Annotated in this window: 10 protein-coding genes; 5 read left to right on the top strand and 5 right to left on the bottom strand. The window is 62.4% G+C overall.

What is annotated here, in order from left to right; translation table 11 throughout:
* Positions 1-175: 175 nt before the first annotated feature.
* The gene (locus tag OKA05_RS20945) at positions 176-7,420 is read left to right on the top strand and encodes a putative Ig domain-containing protein (RefSeq protein WP_264489146.1); all 7,245 of its coding nucleotides are present in this window, start codon (positions 176-178) and stop codon (positions 7,418-7,420) included.
* 85 nt (positions 7,421-7,505) lie between these two features.
* Here the strand turns inward: OKA05_RS20945 and OKA05_RS20940 are convergent, their stop codons facing one another.
* Positions 7,506-7,787, bottom strand: a complete 282-nt coding sequence (locus tag OKA05_RS20940) for a DUF1501 domain-containing protein (RefSeq protein WP_264489145.1) — start codon at positions 7,785-7,787, stop codon at positions 7,506-7,508.
* Between the two features lie 27 nt (positions 7,788-7,814).
* Between OKA05_RS20940 and OKA05_RS20935 the strand changes: the two genes are divergently transcribed.
* On the top strand, positions 7,815-8,114 hold the full coding sequence (locus OKA05_RS20935; protein ID WP_264489144.1) for an HNH endonuclease family protein: 300 nt from the start codon (positions 7,815-7,817) through the stop codon (positions 8,112-8,114).
* A gap of 803 nt (positions 8,115-8,917) precedes the next feature.
* Here OKA05_RS20935 and OKA05_RS20930 read toward each other — a convergent pair.
* The 3 genes from OKA05_RS20930 to OKA05_RS20920 form a co-directional block, all read right to left on the bottom strand.
* The gene (locus OKA05_RS20930) at positions 8,918-9,442 is read right to left on the bottom strand and encodes a DUF4112 domain-containing protein (protein ID WP_264489143.1); all 525 of its coding nucleotides are present in this window, start codon (positions 9,440-9,442) and stop codon (positions 8,918-8,920) included.
* A 484-nt stretch (positions 9,443-9,926) separates the two neighbouring features.
* Positions 9,927-15,038, bottom strand: coding sequence for a glycosyl hydrolase (locus OKA05_RS20925; protein WP_264489142.1), 5,112 nt, complete (start codon positions 15,036-15,038; stop codon positions 9,927-9,929).
* A gap of 172 nt (positions 15,039-15,210) precedes the next feature.
* On the bottom strand, positions 15,211-16,104 hold the full coding sequence (locus OKA05_RS20920) for a LysR family transcriptional regulator (protein ID WP_264489141.1): 894 nt from the start codon (positions 16,102-16,104) through the stop codon (positions 15,211-15,213).
* Between the two features lie 260 nt (positions 16,105-16,364).
* Here OKA05_RS20920 and OKA05_RS20915 point away from each other — a divergent pair, with 260 nt between their 5' ends.
* Both OKA05_RS20915 and OKA05_RS20910 read left to right on the top strand, forming a co-directional pair.
* Entirely contained in the window at positions 16,365-17,018 is a 654-nt protein-coding gene (locus tag OKA05_RS20915; RefSeq protein ID WP_264489140.1) for a hydrolase, read from the top strand.
* Positions 17,019-17,217: 199 nt separating this feature from the next.
* Entirely contained in the window at positions 17,218-18,258 is a 1,041-nt protein-coding gene (locus OKA05_RS20910) for an LLM class flavin-dependent oxidoreductase (RefSeq protein WP_264489139.1), read from the top strand.
* Here the strand turns inward: OKA05_RS20910 and OKA05_RS20905 are convergent.
* The gene (locus OKA05_RS20905) at positions 18,221-18,466 is read right to left on the bottom strand and encodes a transposase family protein (RefSeq protein ID WP_264489138.1); all 246 of its coding nucleotides are present in this window, start codon (positions 18,464-18,466) and stop codon (positions 18,221-18,223) included. The two genes, OKA05_RS20910 and OKA05_RS20905, sit on opposite strands and share 38 nt — an antisense overlap.
* Positions 18,467-18,606: 140 nt before the next feature.
* Here OKA05_RS20905 and OKA05_RS20900 point away from each other — a divergent pair, with 140 nt between their 5' ends.
* Complete coding sequence (locus OKA05_RS20900; RefSeq protein WP_264489137.1) at positions 18,607-21,960, top strand: carbohydrate binding domain-containing protein; 3,354 nt, start codon at positions 18,607-18,609, stop codon at positions 21,958-21,960.
* Positions 21,961-21,963: the final 3 nt, after the last annotated feature.

Below are 21,963 nucleotides of genomic sequence, written 5' to 3'. Positions count from 1 at the left end.
TGGCTCGACGCGGAAGTGGCGTCTCCAGAATTACACAAGGCAGTTTAAAAAATTTCGCCCCCTCCCGAGCCCGCACTGCCCAACCAATAGCAGACACCCAATGCAAACCACATCTTACGACATCATTTCTTTCGCTGGATGGTTTGCCCGGAGAAGAATCTTTCCTCATCTGCGCATGTTTCGGCGGGCGAGACGGGCTGTCGTTTGTTTCCTTCTTCTGATTGATCCGTGTGTCGCAGCCACCCTCTCCTACGACCTCGCCGGAAACCAAACCTCTCAGCAAGCCTCCGTCGCCGGGCTGCCCGTAATCCTCGCCCAGCCTGCGAACCAACTCACCACCCTAGGCGGCCGCGCTAGCTTCTCGGTGGTCGTAGCCAGCCCTTCCACCGCGACTTACCAGTGGAAGCGCAACAACACCGCGATCCCAGGGGCGACGGGAGATTCCCATGTGATTTCCGCAGCGGCAGCGGCGAATGAGGGCACCTACACGGTGACGATCACGAATGCGACAGGACCCGTGACCAGCGCGGCGGCCACGCTCTATCTCGACAGCAACGACAACGGCCTGCCAGACACCTGGGAGACGGCGACTTTCGGAAACCTCACCCAAACCGGCATGGGTGACTTCGATGCCGACGGGGTCTCAAACCTCGACGAGTATCTGGAGGGCACGAACGCCGCGAGCAATGCCTCTCTCCTTCCCCGTCTCACCACCAGCGGCCTCGGCGGCGTGGTGGAGGCGACCGCTTCAAAAGCGAAATACACCTACGGTGAAAGCGTTTCGCTAAAGGCGCTTCCCCATCCGGGCAATGGATTCTTCGGCTGGAGCGGTGCGCTCACCGGCGATGCCAACCCCGCGCCGCTGGCCATGACCGGCTCCAAGACCATCGGTGCCGTCTTCAACCGCCACGGGGTTTTCGCGTGGGGCTACAACATCAACGCGGAGAGCATGGTGCCGCAAGAGTTGACAGGCATCGTCCAGGTAGCAGGCGGTGGCTATCACAGCCTGGCCCTCCGCTCCGATGGCACGGTGACCGGCTGGGGATACAATGGTCAAAACCAGCTCAACGCTCCGGCCGACCTCACCGGTGTGGTCCAAATCGCTGCCGGTGAGCGACACAGCGTGGCTCTGAAATCGGATGGCACGCTGACAGGCTGGGGCCGCGCCAGCGAAGGCCAGATTACCTTTCCCGCCGGCACGTCCGGCATCGCCCGCATCGCCGCCGGCCAGTACCACACGCTCGGCCTCAGGAACGATGGCACGGTCACCGGCTGGGGATACAACTACTATGGCCAGCTCACAACGCCCACCGGCCTCAATACCGCCACCGCCATCGCCACCGGCGAACGTCATTCCGTGGCGTTGAGAAGCGACGGCTCGGTCGTTGCCTGGGGAACCAATGCCGACAACCAACTCGCCATCCCGGCCGGGCTCACCAACGTGGTGGCCATTGCCGCGGGCACCTATCACAGCCTCGCCCTCCGCGCGGACGGCACGGTCGCCGCCTGGGGATATAACGGTAGCGGTCAGACCACGGTTCCCGCAGGACTTTCGGGGGTCGTGGGCATTTCCGCGGGAGTCGCTCATAGCATGGCGCTGAAGTCGGACGGCACCTTGGTGGTCTGGGGAGACAACTCATCCACGCAGCGAACCTTGCCGCCCGGAGTGGTGAAGGCCGCCGCCTGCGCCGCCGGGGCGAATCATGGAATCTCGATCGCCGCGCTGGAGCCCGCGAGTCCATCTCCGGTGATCCTTTCGCCGGCCTTCGCCCTTGGCGTGAGGAATCATCCATTCCACCTGCGGGTGCCCGCGCGCAATCAGCCGGCGACCTATGCGGCCTCGGGGCTTCCCGCCGGATTGCAGATGGATCCCGCCAGCGGGCTCATCTCCGGAAGTCCCACCGAATCCGGAAACTTCGCGGTCACCATCTCCGCCACTAACACCGCGGGCACCGTGCAGAAACCGATGGCCCTCTCCATCAATCTCGCGGTGCCAATCGTCACCAGCGTCCCCTCGGTCATCGCGGTCGGCCCCGACTTCAGTCACCAAGTCACGGTCAGCAATGGGGCGGCCACGTTCAGCGCCACGGGCCTGCCACAGGGCCTCGCGATCGACTCGCAGACCGGCCGGATTACGGGCACCGCCCAGCAACTGGGAATCTTCACCGTCACCGTCGCCGCGACCAATACCTACGGCTCCGGAAACCAAGTCCTGACCCTCGAGACCAAAGCCATCGCCGGTTGGGGTTACAATGCCAATAACCAGACAGTCATTCCCTCGAACCTTGGAGGAGTCATCGCCATCGCCGCCGGGGAGTCCCACAGCCTGGCTCTCCGGCAGGACGGAACCGTGGCCGGCTGGGGAAACAATGCCAACAACCGTGCCACGCCACCCACTGGCCTGATTGACGCCATCGCCATCTCGGCCGGTCGCTACCACAGCGTCGCCCTCCGCGCAGGCGGCACCGTCGTGGGTTGGGGACAGGACAGTTCGGCTCAGGCCACTCCGCCGGCAGGACTGTCGGGCGTGTCCGCCATTGCAGCCGGCGGCATGCACACGCTTGCTCTCAAAACCGATGGCACCATCACCGGGTGGGGAGCGAATTCCTACGGTCAAGCGACGCCGCCCGCCGGCCTGAATACCGCCGTGGCCATCGCCGCCGGGTATCAGCATAGCCTGGCGCTGAAGTCCGACGGCACGGTCGTCGCGTGGGGTTACAACGGCTACAACCAGACCACGGTTCCGGCGGGATTGAACAACGTGGTCGCCATCGCGGCAGGCGGAGGCCACTGCCTCGCATTGAAGGCCGACGGGACGATCGCTACCTGGGGCTATTCCAGCTATAGCCTGACCACCGTCCCCGCTGCGGCGACCAATGTCGTGGCCATCGCGGCAGGCGATGCCTACAGCCTGGCCCTCAAGTCCGACGGCAGCGTCATCGCCTGGGGCAACAACGGCGACTTGCAAACCACCCTGCCCGCCGGCCTGAGCCGTGTGGCCGCGATTTCAGCGGGGTATTACCACGGACTGGCGCTCTCGTCCCTCGAGCCGGGCGTTTCCAGTCCGATCTTTACCAGCCCCCGGCTCGCCAATGGGGTCAGCGGCCATGCCTTCCATCATCGCATTTTCGTGAGGAATGGACCCGCCACCTTTGCGGCCACCGGCCTTCCTGCCGGCCTCACCTTGAATCCCACCACCGGGGTGATCTCCGGCACCGCCAATACGACCGGATCCTTTGCCGTGACTCTCTCGGCCACTAACACCAGTGGCACCGTCCAGCGGACCCTGAATCTGATTATCAACGGCGCGGTTCCGGTGGTCACCAGCGCGGCCACCGCGGTCGCCACCGTCGGCAATGGCTTCAGCTATCAAGTCACGGCCAGCAACACGCCCACATCCTTCGGAGCGGATGGCCTCCCCCCCGGCCTGACGATCAATCCGCAAACCGGCTTGATCTCGGGAGCAGCCCGGCAGTTCGGAATCTTCGCGGTCACGGTCACCGCGACCAATGCCTATGGAAAAGGCACGCGGGCGGTATCCTTGGAGACCAGGTCGGTCGTCGCATGGGGAGAGAACGCGGATCTGCAGGCCGCCGTGCCTTCGGGCTTGGAAAGCGTCATCGCCTTGGCCGGCGGCTACTATCACAGCCTCGCTCTCAAGGCGGACGGGAAGATCGCGGGCTGGGGATTCAACGGCAACAATCAGGTCACCATCCCCGCGGGCCTGACAACCGCCGTGGCGATAGCCGCTGGCGAACGGCACAGTCTGGCACTGAAAGCGGACGGCACCGTGGTGGCATGGGGCTACAACAGCGATGGCCAATCCACGGTCCCCGCCGATCTCTCAGGGGTAGTTGCCATCGCCGCCCACTACCGGCACAGCCTGGCACTCAAGAGCGATGGCACCATCCGCGGCTGGGGATTAAACAACTATGGTCAGCTCAACATCCCCGCCGGATTGAATACAGTGGTCGCCATCGCCACAGGCGAGCGCCACAGCATCGCGCTGAAAGCGAATGGCACGGTGGTGGCATGGGGAAACAACGGCGATGGCCAGCTCAACATTCCGGCAGGTCTTTCGGACGTGGTCGCCATCAGCGCCGCGGCCTATCACAGCTTGGCGCTGAAGGCCAACGGTGCAGTGGTGGCATGGGGCTATTCCGCCAATAACAGAACCACGGTTCCCGCCGCAGCCCAGAGTGGGGTGATCGCGATCGCAGCGAACGGCGACCACAATCTCGCCCTGAAGTCCGATCGAAGTGTGGTCACCTGGGGATACAATGGCAGCGGTCAAACGACGTTGCCCACGGGCCTGAACAAGGTGGCGGCAATCGCCGCCGGAGACTCTCACTCGTTGGCAATCGCCACCATCGAACCGGGCGCGGAACCTCCGTCGATCACCAGTCCCGCCTTTGCGTTGGGGGCCATCGGCGGCGGGTTTTACTACCGCATCGCAGCGACCCAAGGCGCGTACTCCTACGCAGCCTCGGGCCTTCCTGCCGGACTCCAGATCGATCCGGCGACCGGAGTGATCAGCGGAAGTCCGACCGAGTTTGGCACATTCACGATCATCCTTTCCGCGGCGAATGCTTCTGGTGTCGTTCAGAAGACGGTTTCGCTGACGATTAACCGGCCGCAACCAGCAATCTCAAGTGGAGCCTTTCCGTCATCCGCGCTGGGCAGCGACTTCAGCTATCAGGTGACTGCCAGCAACAGCCCGGGCAGCTTTGCGGTCACGGGATTGCCAGCAGGCCTCACGCTCAATCCCGCCACGGGACTGATCACCGGGAAGCCACTTGTGGCCGGGCTTTTCAATATCACGATTTCCGCCACCAATGCCCACGGAACCGGGAGTCTGAATGCTCCTCTAACCGTTCACGAGGTGCTTGCCTGGGGTGATAATCGGGACGGACAGACGGTGGTTCCTCCCGGCCTGAACAATGTGGTGGCGGTTGCGGGTGGCTACTATCACAGCCTGGCCTTGAAGGGAGACGGGACGGTGACGGGATGGGGCTACAATGGTAACAACCAGACGACGGTGCCTGCCTCGCTCACCACGGCCGTGGCAATCGCCGCTGGAGAAAGGCACAGTCTGGCGCTTCGGAACAATGGAACCGTAGTGGCATGGGGCTATAATAGTGACGGCCAATCGACAGTCCCCACCGACCTCTCCGGAGTCGTGGCTCTCGCCGCCAACTACCGGCATAGCCTGGCACTCAAGAGCGACGGCACGGTGCGAGGCTGGGGCTACAATGGCTACGGACAACTCACCATTCCGGCCGGCCTGAATGCGGTGGTGTCGATCGCCACCGGAGACCGCCACAGCATCGCCTTGAAAGCCGATGGCACCGTGACCGGCTGGGGCAACAATACCTATAACCAGCTCGCCATTCCCGTCGGCCTTGCGGATGTGACGTCGATTGCGGCGGGCGGCTACCACAATCTTGCGCTGACGAACAATGGGAGCGTTGTGGCCTGGGGTTATAACACGAGCAATCAAGCCACGGTTCCCGTCGCCGCCCAGAGCGGCGTGGTCCGTATCGCCGCCGGGGAGACTCATAGCATGGCATTAAAAGCGGACGGCACCCTGGTGATCTGGGGAGGCAACGGCTATGGCCAGATTACAGGTCCTACCGGCATCGGTCGCATCTCTGACATCTCGGCGGGTGAACTCCATTCCGTGGCTCTGGCAGCGCTGCCGCCGGCCAATCCCGAGATCCTGGTTTTCCCCGCGCCACCCGGCCTGCGGGGAGGAGCGTACCATTGGCAGGTCTCGACCCGCCATGGCTTGGCCACCTTCGCTACCAGCGGTCTGCCGGATGGGCTGGTACTCAACCCGGCAACGGGAGTGATCTCCGGAGTGCCCACGGTCGCGGGAACCTTCCCCATCCAAGTATCCGCGACCGACGCTTTCGGAACCAGTCAGGTCAATCTAGCGCTTTCGATCAGTGATCCAGTCCTGGAATTTGCCAATGTCCCACTGGCCTCGGGCGAAGCCGGGACGCCCTTCGGATATCGGATCGAGACGGTGCTCCCCGCCGAGAATTTCCAAATCACCGGACTCCCACCAGGTCTTTCATTCGACCCGGCCAGTCGATTGCTGGACGGCATACCCTCCACCGCCGGAGTGTTCACTGTCCAGGTGCAGGCCACTACCGCGACTGGAAATGCGGTCAATTCGTGGACCATTACCATCATTCCAAGCTTTAGTGCCAGCCTGAGCCCATCGGGTCTCACCTTTACGCGTGGCGGCACGAGCCACTGGTATCTCCAGTCCGCTGACGTTCCCGCAGGCAGCCCCCTCGCCGCTAGAAGCGGGAGCATCGGAAACAATTCGGTTTCTTGGATTGAAACCACCCTGCCCGGCCCCGGCACGCTGGCATTCCGTAGCAAGGTTTCCTCGGAGGCAGGGTTCGATCTCCTGCGGGTTCGTCAGAACGGGACCACCTTCGCCTCGTGGAGCGGCGAGCGGGATTGGACCTTGGACTCGTTCAACATCGGGGGCCAAGGACCACAAACGATACGATGGGAATTCGCGAACGACAGCGTCACCCAGAGCGGCCTCAATGCGGCCTTCCTTGCCAATGTGATCTTCACCCCGGCGGCACCTCCTTCGCCATTCGACTCAAGCCTCAGTCCGTCTGGCCTCACATTCTCCCAAGGCGGACAGTCGAGTTGGTATCTACAGTCCACCCATGTGCCCCAGGGAATTCCTTTTGCGGCACGCAGCGGAAACACCGGCAACAACACGCTATCCTGGATTGAAACCACCCTCCCCGGCCCCGGAACACTGGCATTCCGTAGCAAGGTTTCATCCGAATCGAACTACGATTTTCTTCGCGTCCGCTTGAATGGCGTGCCACTCGCGTCATGGAGCGGTGAACGGGACTGGACCCTGGACAACTTCGAAATCGGGGGCGTGGGACCACAGGTCGTCCGATGGGAATTCGCCACCGACGGCTCCGGCCAAGCCGGGCTGCACGCGGCTTTCCTCGCACAGGTGACATTCACCCCATCGACCACATCCGGCGGGTTCGAATCATGGCCAGTGCTAGCCACGCTGCCGGCCAATCGGCGCGGCCAGGACGATCGCAATGGCCCGCTCAACCTCCCGAACATCCTTGCTTACGCCCTCGGGATCAATCCGCTGACGGCCCAAGCCTCCGACTTGCCCCAAGCGGCCCTTGAAACCCTCGGGGGCAGTACCTACCTCACCTTCACCTTCCGCAAGAATCCCGCCGCCACTGATATCACCTACATCCCCGAAATCAGCGCGAGCCTCCCGTCCCCGTGGCAATCAGGCGCCGGACACCTGACCGTAATCGAAAGCACACCAACTTCGATGAAGGTCCGAAGCAACGTCTCTCTCGGCTCTGCGCAAAGGCGTTTCGTCCGCCTGCGGGTGGAGAAAAACCTTTGAGCATCCAGCACGGTTTCCAGCCAGCAGCTCGCGATGCTGCCAGCGCCGCCGACGGCGAAGTTGATGGCATCATTGGTGCCGCGCTCTAACAAACTCCCCGCCGTCCGTGCCGGGACTTCGTAGGTGCTACGACCTTGCTGTCCTTGCCGTAGAGTTCGTACACGTGCGCCGGCTCGCCAGAGGTATCGGCGGGTTCGGGAACGGGGGCCTGCATGCGGAAGGCCATCTCGTACCACTGGATGCGGTCTGGATCTCCGGATCGCCCATCGCTCTGACTGCATCGAGCAGTTCCAGACGAGCTGGTTGACCGGCTCGTGTTCGATCGCCTCGATGTGGGTCGATTTGATGATGCCAATGTCGTCGGCATCTTGGCGGCCCACGGCAGCGAAATCTTATGATCTTGGAGCGGCTGGGATGCCTCACTAACAATGGCATGGCCGAACTCCGGCGAGGGAATGCGGCGACCATTACCCGCGGCCCTTACGCCGGTGAGATCATCGAAGTGGACCACATCATTCCCCGCTCGGCTGCGCCCGAACTCGACGAAAAGCTGTTCAACCTTGAGTTCACGCCGAGGACGATGAACCGAGGGAAACGAGATAGTGTAGGCCTGAGGCAGCGGGCACTTGCCCAGGAGTGGGCCGAACAGGGACTACTTGGCCGGGAGGCCGCCGCTCGGGTGTTTGCGAAGTAGCAAGATCACTCAATCGTAGACCCAAGTATGCGGCGGCTGCAGAATTGGACCCACCTGTTTATGCCACGCCGTAAAAAAGCACCGCTTCTCATTCTGCATCCACCATCATCCCGATCCTCGTGAGAACGAAATGAGGGTGTCCACAAGGAAAGTGGCAAGTTGGACCGACCTGCTTCGGACAACTATGATATTTAGCAGCAGTATTTCCCGGGGCGTTCGGAACAGACGACCGGGGAAATGCGCTTTCTTTTTTGCTAACACACCCCCGACTTCTTTCGTCGGCATTACGATCCGTCCGGTCGAGGGGGCGGCCTACTTATCCGCCTGCGTTCACGAGGGCCGGACCGGGCGATACCGTCCCAAGACGATATGGTGACCACGATCACCGATCCGGCTGCCCATGACGGAGTCGAACTGCACTGCCTCCACGCCCGGCGCTGGGAAATCGAACTGCGGCTCCGCAACATCAAGACCACCCCGGTCTTCGTAATGACGAACTTTAGAAAAGCCCGGCGAAGGCGCGCAAGACCCTCGCGATGATCTGCATCGCCAGACCGGTCCGTTCCCCGAGATCTCAAGACCTTACTCAATCCCTTGGAACGCTTGATTGAGCTTCTTCAACGGCCGACAACCGTTCTTGCCATTGATTTCGCCGCCAGGATTGGTCGAAGTGGAACAGTAGCCGCCTCGTTGCTCGTTCGGATCGATCCGCCGCCCGAAGACGCTTTGGCCCTGATCAAGAGGGCAGCTGTGAACCGGAGACCGACCGGCAAGTAGCATTGGTTCGGGAGGTCAAACCCGCCTTATGTGGACATCCGCTCGAAGACAAGTTTCAGCAGCGCGATTGACCCAATGATGATGAGGACGACTCCAAGAATCACCCCGGCGGTCAGGAGAATTGCGAAGCTGCTTGCATGACGGACCGCCTTTTCGCGCTCGGCAGGCGACATCTCCGCAGAGAGAGCCTTTTGCAGCAAGTCGTGATTCCGGCGGTTGGATTTGAACCAGACCGAAAAGAGGTCGCCGACCACCGGAACCGCGCCGACGGCGGCATTGGCGAGGATGTTGAGAGCCATGGTGACCTGCACCTTCCGCGAGACGCCGCGTCGACCGGCTTCGTTGATGATGGCCACGCCAACGAGCGAGGCGACTGTGTCTCCCAGCCCTGGAAAAAGGCCTAGGATCGGGTCCAGCCCGAACCTGATATCGGTCCCCGGGATCCGGATGAAATCGTCCATCAGGGATGCGACGAGACCCGAGGTCGAGCGGTTGGTTTCGCCCGCCTGGCCCGCGCCCTTGCCGATTTGGTCCGGAGTGATGTTTCTCATCCCATTGCTTGGTGTTCGTCCCGGTGGAAGCTGCACGGTGTCAGGCACCTCGTGACCGCCACGCGAAACAGGAACCCAGATTGAGGCAAACGCAACCGGACAACCGTCACCATGCGGTCGGAGTTGGGGTGGAGGGGGGACCCTACTCTTGCCCCGGCGAACTGGCTGCGGGCCCGCGAAAGCAAGCCGGTTTGTGAAGCGGCCTGAGCCCCCAAAGCCAACAAGGGAAATTGGACGGCGGCTCGGACCACGCTTACATGTCCGCTGCGCTCCCATTCCGCTCCGCCACCTCGCTGCGCGACGCAAGATGATTCCACGCACTGGTATAGCAACTGCCCCTGCTCCGCCAAGTCGCGGGCGCTCCTAGGGAGACTCGCTATTGATGCGGCAAGACTTGAGCGTGGTCTTGGCAGCAAAGCCTGCCCACACGGGGACGAGGACATGCCCGTCCCTTATTTGTTAGCGGGGAGCGGGAGGGAGAGAGCTATTCGGTGACCTCGATGCTGATGAAGATGGGCTGAGATGCGGAAGCCGTCCATTCCAAGGTCGTTTCATAGAGGCCGGTGCCCGGGTTGAATGACTCGCCTACCATGGGGACTGGCGACCAGTCGCTGAGGTTGGACGAACGCCTTACCTGGTAATGCAGGCCCGCACTTGCTTTCGGATAGGCGACGGTGACCATTCCCGTGGAAGCATCATTGGTCACCAGCGGATAGCGGACTTGGGTTCCGGACTTAGGAGGCGTGCCGAAGGCAAACTCAAGAAAGTTCACCACACCGTCCTTGTCATAGTCTTCGTGCGCTCCGCTGTCGACGGGCTGGCCGGCACCGAAGTTTTCCTGCTGGTAAGCCGCATAGCCGGAAGAGACCGGAGGGAAGATCTCCACCGGCGTGAAGGTGGCGTCGATGAGCGAGAACTGGGGAGCGGCGGTGCCCTTCTTGGTCACGACCTCGAAGCGTAGGAGGTTATCCCCCGCATTGAGCGTGATATTACCGAAGTCAAAGCTGGCGGGGGTGATGCCGAGGGTTTCATCCAGGAGTTTGTCCGGCACATCCGTGCCATTGAGAACCAGCTTGCAGATGCCCCGGCCCGGATTCTGCCTGTAGGTTACCACCAGATGGTAAATTCCTGCCTGCTCGGCGGCGATCCTGAGGGTCACGAAATCGCCCACGGCGTCGAAGGCCCAGATTCGCGCGCCGGCGACGGTGCTGGTGGCTTCACCCGAACTGGCAACCTGGGTAAACTTGCTCCAATCCAGGGTGGTTGGCCAACTGGCCAGCACGGTATCCGCCTGGCGGGTAGTGAAGGTGAAGGTCTCCGCGGTGCCCAAGGTCTGGCCGTAGACGTCGGCAACGCTGCCAGGGACCGTCAGGGTGTAGGAACCTCCAGGCTGCAAGTCGGAGCCGATGTTGAAGACAGCCTTGCCGGGAGAGCTGGCGGACGAGCTGTAAGTCAGATCCGGATTGCCCGCGCCCGCCAAGGTGACTCCGCCGAGCGTGGCGGGATCCACGCGGCTGTTGAAAGCCACCTCGACGGTATCGAGACCGGGGTCCACGCCCGTGGCGGCGGCGGCCGGAGCGGTGCCGGTGATGTCAAAGCCGAAGGGGCCTTGGATGGTAAAAGAGAATTGCCGTGCGGTGCCCACCGTGGCGGTGTTGGTCGCATTACCAACGGTGGCCGGAACGAGGATGGTGTAGGCGGCGCCGAGCGTCCAATTTCCCACGATGCGATACTCCGCGATCTGCGGCGAGGGGCTGGCGAGATCTTGGAGGCCAAGGCCACCGGGACCGGAGATTGTGACTTCCGTGTCGAGCGTGGCCGGGCTGAAGGGTTCGCTGAAGATCACAGCGATCTTGTCCTGGTTGACGGAAACATTGGTGGCGTTGTTCTCCGGGACGATGCCGATGGGCGCGAAATCCTCGGTGGCTTCCAAGAGGCCCTTTTGCAGGGTGGTGGTTTTCGGATAGGCCAGGACCTGTCCGATCACGGCTCCACCTTCGAAAACATCGACCAGCTGATAGGAAGCGGACATGTTCTGGACCATGTAATTCCGCTCGCCGCCGGCGGTCTTGAAGACGGCACTGGTGCCGATGCCAAGATGTTGGTCGGTCTGGATCGTGCCCAAGCCTTGCAGCGAGGTCAGGTAGTTGTAGAAGAACATGTTCGACTCGGTATCGGTCGCGAAGGAAAGGTTGCGGCGGCGGTATTCCGCGATCACCTTGAGAGCAAATTCCGGCTCGGCGAAACCGTCGTAACAGAGCGCGATGAGCGGCCAGGAATTGCCGCCGATGTCCTGCATGGCCTTGAGCAAGCCGGTGATGCTCGCGGCACTGTCACGCGAGGAATAGTCGGCAGGATCCCAACTGTAGGCCGCCTTGTAACGAGCCCAATCCGGGCCGGGTCCACCACCGGCCATGTGCATCCCGGCGATCCACTGCACGAGGGAGTAGGTTGGCAAATCGGCCGCGACCGCGGGAGGAACCAGGTGCGGGTTGTCGGCGATCAACGCGTCCGGCGTCCAGATGGCGGCGGGGAAAGTGACCTGCGCGCCAAAGGTGTCGGTCGCGGGAAAAGTGACCAGCCACTGGCCGTTCCGGTAGAGCGGGTTGTTGGCGGTTTGCCGGGCGTAGGCGGGATTGAGTTCATAGACCGTCTGGATGGCCCACTTGATGCCATAGGTCGGCCAGCCTTCATTGATGGCTACGACGCGCTGGTCCGGATCATCGGCGGTGGGGGCGCTGTACCATTTGTTCCGGCTGTTCTGCATCGAGGTCCGCAAGGGATTGAGCGAACCGATGGCATAGTGGTCGCCGCGATACTTGAAGAGCGTGTTGAACTGGCCGCGGATGAAGTCGGGATCGCGGGCGAGGAACATCATGTGCGGGGCGTTGGGGAGCCATTGGATGCCATAGGTGTGCGCGGGTTCGCCGGAGAAGTAGTTGGCAAAGGTGTTCCCGTTGTCACCCATGATGCCATTGGTGAAGATCCACGCGGGATGGTTGGGATATTCCGAAGCGTATTTGCCGTAGCGGAACGAGTCCGGCCAGTTGCCATGACGGGTGGGCCCCACGGCCGGTTGCCCATTGCGGTCGAGTGGCTTGGCGGAAAAGGGACTGCCGTGATAGTCGCAATAGTATTCGTAAACGGCGCGGGTCTCGATGGCGTAGCCGAAGGCGGCTGTGGCCTGGATATCGCCGGCGCGGGGATCATTACCCCGCAGCACCTCGCCCAGCAGGAACATGCCGGCCCAAGCCTGGATGGACTCGGAGGAAGATTCCTGGTTGTTGCCACCGCTGCCGCCCGCATAGGAGTGGCCGACCATCGGCTCGAAGGTGCGCATCCACGGATACTGCATCTGGTTCTTCGCGTTCCGCATCGTGGTCGGGTGCTCCCAGTTGGCGTAGGCGCGGGCAAGCTCCACGGCGATGTCCTTGAACTGGTCGCGGAATGCCTCGTCCTCCTGCGCGAGGAGCGAGTAGGCGAGCGTGTAGTAGCCGTAGTGGAAATGAACGTCGGTGAAGCCGGCGAGATTGAAATCCGGCACGAAGTTGTGACCGATGATATGGCCCCAGCGCTCGTTGTGGGCGAAGTAGTGGTTCTGCTCGGTGCCGTCGTAGGTGAACCAGTCGGTGAGCGAGGCTTTCAGCTCGGCCTTCAGGTTTTCATAGACGTCGGTGAGGCCGAGTTCCTTGGCCATGTGCATGGCCCGGCCATGTTTCACGAGGTTCTTGGCGCCGAAATAGGTGTCATCGCAAACGCCGTTGTTGGTGCGGTCGTATTCGCGGAGGAGGGTCTCCATGTAGGCGGGATCGAAGCCATCCGGCAGGTTCAGCACGGTGGGCTTGGCGAAATTCCCGAGGATGCCGTTGAAGCCGTAGTTGATGGTGAAGCCGGTGGTGGCAACCGCTTCGCCGCAGCGCAAGAGGCCACGCGGGGTGGTGTATTCCAAACCCGCCACGAAGCCGAGGTTTGCGCCGGTCTCTCGGTAGTGTGGTGACAGCCAGCCCTGGAGAACCTTGTCGGCGCCGGGTTTCAGCGGGGTGATCTGATAGCTCCAGTTCGATTGCACGGCTCCGCCGGTGGGACTGGCCGGATCGTAGGCGTAGGTGACGGTTGTTTTTTCCGGACGGGCGTAGGCATAGGTGTCCAGGGTGTCGAGCTGGTTGGCCGCAAGCATGGCGCTGACCACGAGGTAGTCGGAACCCGCCGTGTCAGGAAGAATGGCGGTGAGCCTGCGGGTGGTGGAATCGTAGGCAAAGGAGGTGCCGGCCGGGCCGTGCAGGCCGTAAAAACGGCCGGAAACCTCAACGGACAATCTCTCATGGCTGCCCAGATCCCCGCTGGAAAGCGTGGTCCCGGCCGCATTCCGAATGACGGGGGCAACATCGAAACTGACGCGAGGGTTCGCATTGGCCATCTGCACCCAGGCGAAGGGCATGTTGCGGGCGAGCGAGACATCCATCGTCATGTTGGGGTTGATGGCGTCGGTCTTGCGGACCTTTACCATCCAGTCCGACCAATCACGGACGCGGGCGACGCCGGAGATGACGCGGGAGCCGGGGCGGGTAACGGGAGAGAGCGGCTCATTGCTCAACAACATTTGGTCGACCACGATCCAAGCGCCGGTTGAATTGTCCACCACGCGGATCCGCAAGCTCTGCCCGGTACGGCCGGTGAGGTCGAAGCGCTGCCAGATCAGCGTCGTGGTGTTCGACGTGGGGGTGGTGCCACGCGTCTGGCTATCCAGGACCGTGCCGGTGCTGTCGATCAGCTCGACGCGGAGCTCGGCGGTGTTTGCCTGGCCGCCGATCTGATAGTGAAGGTAGCCACGATCCACCGTGAAGGCGGGGCTGGTCACCATGCCACGGGGCGTGTTGCTGTTGTCGGGGTTGATGTTCTTCGTGATCAGGAACCGCTCGCCGGAAAAACCCGTGGGATCCAGCCCCGGAGTTTCCGCGATGTTCTTCACGGGATTGGTAATGAGGACCACACCGGTGGCACCGGGTATGGTCGAGATCGTCCAACCGGCAGGGAGGTTGGGGCCGTTGCCCTCGAAGTCCGAACCGGGGACCGGATAGTCGGGCAGGCCGGAGGTATTCGGTTTCTCCAAGGCCTCAACGCGGAGAACACCTCCCGTGGCGAAGCCGGTGGCAGGAGTGCCGGGTGAAGTGTTTCCGGGACCGAGGATGTGCTGAAGCTCGATGCCGGCGGCGACGAATTTGGAAGTGATGGGATACTGCCAGAGGGTGCCGCCATCGCCGCTCATGAGGACGCTGGTCCACCAGTCCGTGGTGGCGAGGGGGCGGATGGGATTGCCAGAGGGATTGAGATTGTCCGGAGTGACGTGGATGGGCCGGGCGAATGCCTCGCGGGTGCGGCTCTCGTTGATGTCGTCGGCATCGTCCGCGGGGTTTTCGATCTGCTCGTGGGGCGGGGAGTAAGCGGCCACGGTGGCGTTGCCGCCGATATTGAGGATGGCAGGTGGAGCCGCGTAGCCGGGCGCGGGGTCGGTTTCACCACTTTGGGCCCGGGCAGGCGGGAGAGCGGCGGCAAACGCGAGCGCTAGGGCACAAGATCGAAATATCCGGGTTTTCATACGTCGGCAGCGTGAAGGATCGGTGGGATAAAAGCGGACCACCAAGGCGGAGAGTTTTGAAGCGGAACGGGAACCGCGTTGGAACAAACTCGCCCCATTATGTAATTTTATGCAACCCCAAAACCTTGAGACCGAGGCCTCCTTCAGGCGTTCGGGATCGCCAAAAGACCTTCTATCGAGTTCGCGCTTCTTCAATCAGCAAGCGGGCGAACGTCTCGGCATGTGGCTTTGGGCGCAATGCCGGAAGACCGATCAGGACCGGAGCGCCGGGTAACTTCGGCGCGAACGGCCTCATCACCACTGTCCGTGGCATCATGCCGGAAATCCCCTCGGCGAAGATGGCCGCCGCATTGTTCGCTTCCAATTCTTCAAAAAGGGTGCAGATGCCGTCGTTCACCAATGAAATGAAGCGCAGCGAAACCCCGAAGGGTTTGAACATGCCCCGCACCGTCGGCACATACTCGGGAAAATTATCCTTCGCCAGTCCGACCAGCGGCAGTTGATGCATCCGGGCGACTGGAATCCGCTTCAGCTTGGCCAGCGGATGCCGCTCCGAAAGCACCAGCACTAGTGCCAGACGGCGCAGTTCGGTGAATTGGAAGCCCGGGATTCCTTTCGCCACCGAAACCCCGGGAGTCACGACGAGGTCGAGTCGCCCCTCGGCCGCCAGCTCGTTGATTTCCCTCGATGACAGGTCCGCCAGTTCGATCCGCACGCCCGGTACGGCCGCTTGAAACCTGGCCAACGCGGCGGACATGATGCCCGTGGTCATCGAAGGAGCGTAGCCCACCCGGAGAATTTCCTTACCCGTCTCGCCACGCACGCGGCGGACCGCATCGTCTGCGCGTGCAAGCACCTCGCGAGCTTCTTCATAAAACAGCTCGCCCGCTTCCGTAAGCTTCACCGAATTGTTACCGCGAACGAGTAGGGGCACGCCCAGATGTTCTTCCAGGTCTCTCACCTGCCTGCTGAGCGGTGGTTGGGTGATGTTCAGGATCACTGCCGCGCGATTGAACGAGCCGTGGGAGGCGACTGCCACGAAATAGCGAAGATGGCGGAGTTCCATGAGCCACGCCGTAGCCAAATCCAGAAGGATGAGCAAGCCACGTAAAAACACATTGAGCTGATTTCAGCGTCGGCCGAAGTGTCAGTCCTGAAGACGCGACAACCCCACCCCAAAGGTTGAGCGACCCAACCAACAAAGTCTTACCTTGTGTTTGGCGGAGCCGGTATCCTGCGCTGCTGCACCGGGGTCATGAAGGACCCGGGCGCACCAGTTGAAAAGTATCCAAATCAAAACCAGCCCACCCGAAAGGAACCATCATCATGAGTGACAACAAGACCGGCCTTAAGGCCTTGCTCCGCCCGGAAGACAGCATTCTCGTGCTGATCGATCACCAAGCCTTTCAGTTCTCGAATCTGAACAGCCACGACCCAACCATGATCGTGAACAACGTGATCGCCCTCGCGAAAAGCGCCAAGATCTTCAATGTCCCCACCATTCTCACCACGGTGCTGGAGGAGCGGGGCGGCTATCTGATCAAGGGACTACAAGCGGTGTTCCCCGAGCAGAAGCCGATCGACCGCACGTTCATCAACACCTGGCAAGATCCGAACGTCACCGACATCGTGAAGAAGAGCGGACGCAAGCAGCTCATCCTCGCGGCGCTATGGACGGAGGTTTGCCTGGCCATGCCGACAATCCATGCACTGGGCGAAGGATATGACGTCTTCATCGTCACCGACGCCTCCGGCGGCATGAGCGCGGAGGCACACGACATGGCCGTTCGACGCATGGTGCAAGCCGGAGCCGTGCCTGTGACCTGGATGACGGTGCTCAGCGAGTGGCAGCGCGATTGGGCCCGTGAGGACACCGCGGGTCAACTCACCGCCGTCCTCGAGGACCATGCAGGAGCCACCGGCATCGCCTTTGCATGGGAAACGCAGCTGTTGGCGAGCGCCCAGAAGGCCCAAAAGTAAGATCGCTTCGAGCGATTGCCAGTCAGTTTTGAAACCAGTCTGGCACGATCGATTGATGCAGGCGACCTGTCCGCGTCGTGTTCGGTGAACGCGACGCGGACGACACCATCCGGGGATGCTGGACGGCTGTTTGAGCGCTAGGATCATGAAAGCACCAGCACCTTCTTGCACCTCTTAGAAAATGGACAACGCTCCACCCATGGAAATCGGTATCGATAGCTTCGTCATCAACTCACCAGCTGCACCCGAGGGCGATGGACTCAGCACCGCCGACCGCATGAGCAATCTCCTCGAAGAGATTGAGTGCGCGGACCAAGCGGGAATCCATGTGTTCGGGATCGGCGAGCATCATCGGCCTGACTTCGCGGATTCCGCACCCGCGGTGATCCTCGCGGCAGCGGCAGGCCGCACCCAGCGTATCCGTCTGACCAGCGCAGTAACGGTCCTCAGTGCCCACGACCCGGTGCGCGTGTTCCAGGACTTCGCGACCCTTGACCTCGTCTCAAAAGGCCGCGCCGAAATGATTGTCGGCCGAGGCTCCTTCGTCGATGCCTACCCATTGTTCGGCCTCTCACTCGAAGACTACGACTCGCTCTTCACAGAGAAGCTGGGACTGCTACTCAAGATTCGCGAAAACCCGACGGTTCACTGGTCCGGCAAGCATCGCCCGCGGCTCAACGGCCAAGGAATCTATCCGCGTCCCATCCAGGACCCGTTACCGATCTGGCTCGGCGTCGGAGGCACTCCGGAGTCATTCATCCGGGCCGGCACTCTGGGCCTTCCGCTCATGGTGGCGATCATTGGCGGAACCCCGGAGCGCTTCCGACCCTTGGTCGATCTCTACCGCCAGGCTGGCGCAGAGGCCGGTCACCCACCCGAGCGTCTTACCGTGGGAGTTCACGCGATAGGCTATGTAGCGGGGAGCAACGAACAGGCAGCCGAAGATTTCTCGCCCGGCTACCTTCGCAGCTTCAACGAAATCGGAAAGGAACGCGGCTGGGGTCCTACCACACGGGCTCACTTCGACGCCGGGGCGTCTCCCGGCGGTGCCTTGATGGTCGGCGATCCGGAAACGGTCGCGCATAAGATCCTCTCCTACGATGCCAAGCTCGGCGGCATCTCCCGCATGTCATTCCAGATGAGCGTCGCCTCGCTGCCTCACGATCAAGCGCTGAACTCCATCGGACTGATCGGAAAGGAAGTCATTCCTTTGGTGGAAGAGCTGCAACGCGGGAGGTGAAGCGCCTCGAATGCGACTTGCTGCCTGCGAGCAGGGGCGGTTGTCCACGGGTGCCGCAGGTCATGGCGGCATGGGCAATGAAGAGCACCCCGCCGAAGTAGTGGCGCTTGGCCTTGCCGTCGCGATGATCTGTTAGGGATTGGAACGCTTCCATGCCAGCGGGGAAACCACCGGCATATTCTTCACTGCGGGTCTTCTTGCGAGCCATCCGGCCCGCTTAATCCAAACGGATGTTTAGTATAAGCCCTGATCGGTACCAGAATGAGGTAGCCCGGGGCTCGCCACCCGGTTGCGTGACATTCTCCCTGCAAGTGAAACAGGGTTGATCGGCGGGCGTATCGGAGAGCCATGAAGACCCTCGACTTCGCGATCATCCTTTCGGCATGGCTTCCGCTCGGGCTCGCTGCTCAGGGCAATCTCTTGCGCAACGGCAGCTTCGAGGGCGGCACGCTTTACTGGCACCAGGTCGCACCGCCGGACCAAGCGCTGGTGAAGGACGCGAAGGTCGGCGAATACGCGCTGCGGATCGCGAAGGGAAACGTGATGAGCGCGCCCTTCGTCGCCGAACGCGGGGAAATGATGACGGTTTCCTTTTTCGTAAAGGGCGAGAAGCCTGGCCGGGTCGGTGTCCAGATGCCGCCAAGCGCCCGCGAGCCGGGGACCAAGGCGAAGCGGCTGTGGATGCGCGAGGCCGAGCAGAGCGCGGAGATCGGCACCGAGTGGAAGCGCGTCTCCTTCACCTGGCCGGCTGATGTCCCGGCGGACGGTTTCTGGCCGAACCCGCACTATCTCCTCCAGATCGGCGGCTACGACGAGCCGATCCTGATCGACGGCGTGACGGTGACGGTTGGCAAGGAAGGCACGGCGGACTATATCCCGCGCCGCGAGATCGAAGCCGTGGCGGAGTGCGTGAATCTAACCGGCTGGGACGGCGCGGCGGGCAATGCTTTCGACAAGGGCGCGACGGCGCAGATGGTCGCGCACGTTTCCAATCCCGGCGCGAAGCCGCGCGAGCTGACGATGCGCTGGCAGTTCGTCGATTACGAGGGCGTCACCATGGTCGGCCCGGCGCTGGATAAAAAGATCACGCTCGCCGCGGGCAAGACCCACAGCGCGACGCAGCCGATGAAGCTGGTGCCGCAGGGATTCATCTACGCCCGGCTTTCCGTACTGGATGAAAAGGGCGAACTACTGGACAAATCGGACTTCCCGCTGACTTCCATCCCCTACCCGAAGAAGTCGACGAAGCCGGACTACCGCGAGCGCTTCGGCGGTTCCTTCGCCGGCGGGAAGATGATGCTGGAAAAGTACCAGCGGCTCGGCTTCGGCTGGACTCGTTGGTATCCCGAGACCAAGTGGCACAATTTCCAGACCGAGAAGGGCGCGCCGTTCCACTGGTACGAGAAGGAGTTCGACCTGGCACAAAGCCATGGCGTCTCGCAACACGTCGTGCTCTACGGCTGGCCGCCGGGGCTGATGGACAAGGAGCACAGCGGCCAACCGCTGCCGCTCGACATGAAATGGAAGGCCGATGATCCGAGGTGGGCCGACCTCGGTATCGAGACCGCGTGGGACAAGTTCGTGAAGGCGGCGGTGCTGAATTTCAAAGGCAAGTCGGTGATCTTCGAGATCGAGAACGAGCCGGAGTTCGACAAGTGGGAGAGCCACCACGGCGAGTATGCGATGTTCACCATCCGCACCGCGAAGCTGATCCGTGCGACCGATCCCAAGGCGAAGATCATGGTGAACAACGTCTATGGCGTGCCGAGCCCGGTGAACGCGGCGTTCTTCAAGGCGGGCGGCTTGAAATACATCGATGTCGTTTCCTGGCACGACTACCACGAAGGCTGGCTGACCGACGCGCAGGGCATCAAGCGGATGAAGCAGAACATGGAAGAGGCCGGCGGCAAGCACGTCGAGCTTTGGTTCAACGAGGGCTGGGCTTACACTAACACCGCGGTCGATGAACCGATCGCCTGCACCAATCTCACCGCCGCAGAAAGCACCAACGCCCACGCGTGCAGCGTGGCCGAGATGACGATCGCCGGGCAGGAGAAGACAATTCTTTTCCACACCGGTTACGAGGTCCACGGCCAGAGCTTCTGGGACTACAGCGGGCCGGGCACGATGCTGTGGGATTGGTACGGCTTTCCCCTGCCGCTGGTCGCGATGTGGAACGTCTATAACCACCACATCGGCATCAGCGACGAGGTCGGCTTCGTGCGGCCGCCGGGCGCGAACTTCACGATCTTCCAAGACGAGCGGAACGGAAAGGGGGTGATGATCGCCTACGCCGACCGCGGGACTAAGAGCGACGTGGCGGTGAAGCTGCCGGACTTCGGCGCGAAGCTTGTCGCCGAGGACATCATGGGCAACTGGACCGCCGCGCAGGGGACGCTGGTTCTCTCGAAAACCGGTCGGCCGGTGATCCTTTACACGGACAGGAAGACGGACGGGACAGTCTTTCTCACCAAGCTGGAGCCGCTCGACCGCAAGCACGCCGGCTTCATCGTCCAGGCCGCGGGCGAGGCTCCGAAATGGACACTCCCGCCGGCGTGGGAAGGCAAGGCGAACGGCAGCAGCGAGGGCAGCAGCGCGATGGCCGAGGGCAAGCCCCTGTGGAAGCTCGAACAGCTCTGGCCCGCCGACATGCGGAAGCCGGAGAACTTCAAGCCGATGGTCTGGACCGGCACCGACTGGAACGTGAAGGAAGGCGGTTTCGGCGGACAACCGGGTGCGAACCTGAAGGACGGCGCGCTGCTCTTCGGCACCCGCGCGCCGCACGGGCCGGACAATGACCGCCACCTGCGCACCGCGGGTCTGACCTTCGTCGCACCGCAGGCCGGCGTCTATCAGCTCCACGGCAAGGCCACCTCACGAATGTGGGACAGTGAGAACAAGACCACGCTCCATCTGCTGAAGCGGACCTCGACCGGCGTGGAGAAAGTCGGCGCGGTCACGATACCCAACGGCGGAGAAGCCCCGCTCGAAGGCAAGTCCGCCGAACTCGCGGCGGGTGACCAGCTCACGTTGCTGCCGCAGATCGACGGCATGTTCGCCGGCGGCGATGCGGTGCTGCGGGACTTCTCCATCTCCCTCGGCGACGGGAAAGCAATCGCCGCCAAGCCCGGCTTCCGCCTGCCGATGACGTGGGAAGGCAAGCAGGCCGGCAGCGCGGACGGCAATCCTCTAACAGCGAATGGCAAGGCCGTCTGGCGCATCGACGCGATCTGGCCGGACGACCCGGTGATGGTGGCGAACTACGTCCCGCTGAAATGGGACGGCACGCGCTGGTTTTCCAAGGAACTTGAAGCGGGGGGCCAACCCGCGGTGAGCGTGGCGGACGGTGCGGTCGAGTTTTCCGTGCGCGCGCCGTGGACCGGCGAGCCGGGACAACGCACCGCGGCGCTCGCCTTCATCGCGCCGGAGAGCGGCACCTGGCGGATCACCGGCAAGGCCACCTCGAAGACGTGGGAAGGCGGGGCGGCGACCTACAAGCTCGGCGTGTTCAAGAAGGACACCCAACGCTCCGCCCAGCAGGCGGTGATCGACTTGCCACGCTCAGGCGAAGCAGTGGACATCAACGTGAAAGTCGATCTCACCGCCGGCCACGAGCTGGTGCTGGTTCCGCTGATGCCGGACTGGCACAACGCGACGAACACGCGCGTGACGGATTTGCGAATCGAGAAAGCGAGCGAGTAGCCG

The sequence above is a fragment of the Luteolibacter arcticus genome (assembly GCF_025950235.1).
Taxonomy (GTDB): Bacteria; Verrucomicrobiota; Verrucomicrobiia; order Verrucomicrobiales; family Akkermansiaceae; genus Haloferula; species Haloferula arctica.
The sequence above is the reverse complement of the archived record's forward strand: the minus strand, read 5'-3'. Positions and strand labels throughout refer to the sequence as shown.

What these genes read in the sequence shown, in the direction of transcription:
- OKA05_RS20925 (WP_264489142.1), bottom strand. Translation starts at nt 15,038, where the DNA reads ATGAAAACCCGGATATTTCGATCTTGTGCCCTAGCGCTCGCGTTTGCC.
- OKA05_RS20935 (WP_264489144.1), top strand. Translation starts at nt 7,815, where the DNA reads ATGATCTTGGAGCGGCTGGGATGCCTCACTAACAATGGCATGGCCGAA.
- OKA05_RS20905 (WP_264489138.1), bottom strand. Translation starts at nt 18,466, where the DNA reads ATGGCTCGCAAGAAGACCCGCAGTGAAGAATATGCCGGTGGTTTCCCC.
- OKA05_RS20900 (WP_264489137.1), top strand. Translation starts at nt 18,607, where the DNA reads ATGAAGACCCTCGACTTCGCGATCATCCTTTCGGCATGGCTTCCGCTC.
- OKA05_RS20945 (WP_264489146.1), top strand. Translation starts at nt 176, where the DNA reads ATGTTTCGGCGGGCGAGACGGGCTGTCGTTTGTTTCCTTCTTCTGATT.
- OKA05_RS20940 (WP_264489145.1), bottom strand. Translation starts at nt 7,787, where the DNA reads ATGCCGACGACATTGGCATCATCAAATCGACCCACATCGAGGCGATCG.
- OKA05_RS20915 (WP_264489140.1), top strand. Translation starts at nt 16,365, where the DNA reads ATGAGTGACAACAAGACCGGCCTTAAGGCCTTGCTCCGCCCGGAAGAC.
- OKA05_RS20920 (WP_264489141.1), bottom strand. Translation starts at nt 16,104, where the DNA reads ATGGAACTCCGCCATCTTCGCTATTTCGTGGCAGTCGCCTCCCACGGC.
- OKA05_RS20910 (WP_264489139.1), top strand. Translation starts at nt 17,218, where the DNA reads ATGGAAATCGGTATCGATAGCTTCGTCATCAACTCACCAGCTGCACCC.
- OKA05_RS20930 (WP_264489143.1), bottom strand. Translation starts at nt 9,442, where the DNA reads ATGAGAAACATCACTCCGGACCAAATCGGCAAGGGCGCGGGCCAGGCG.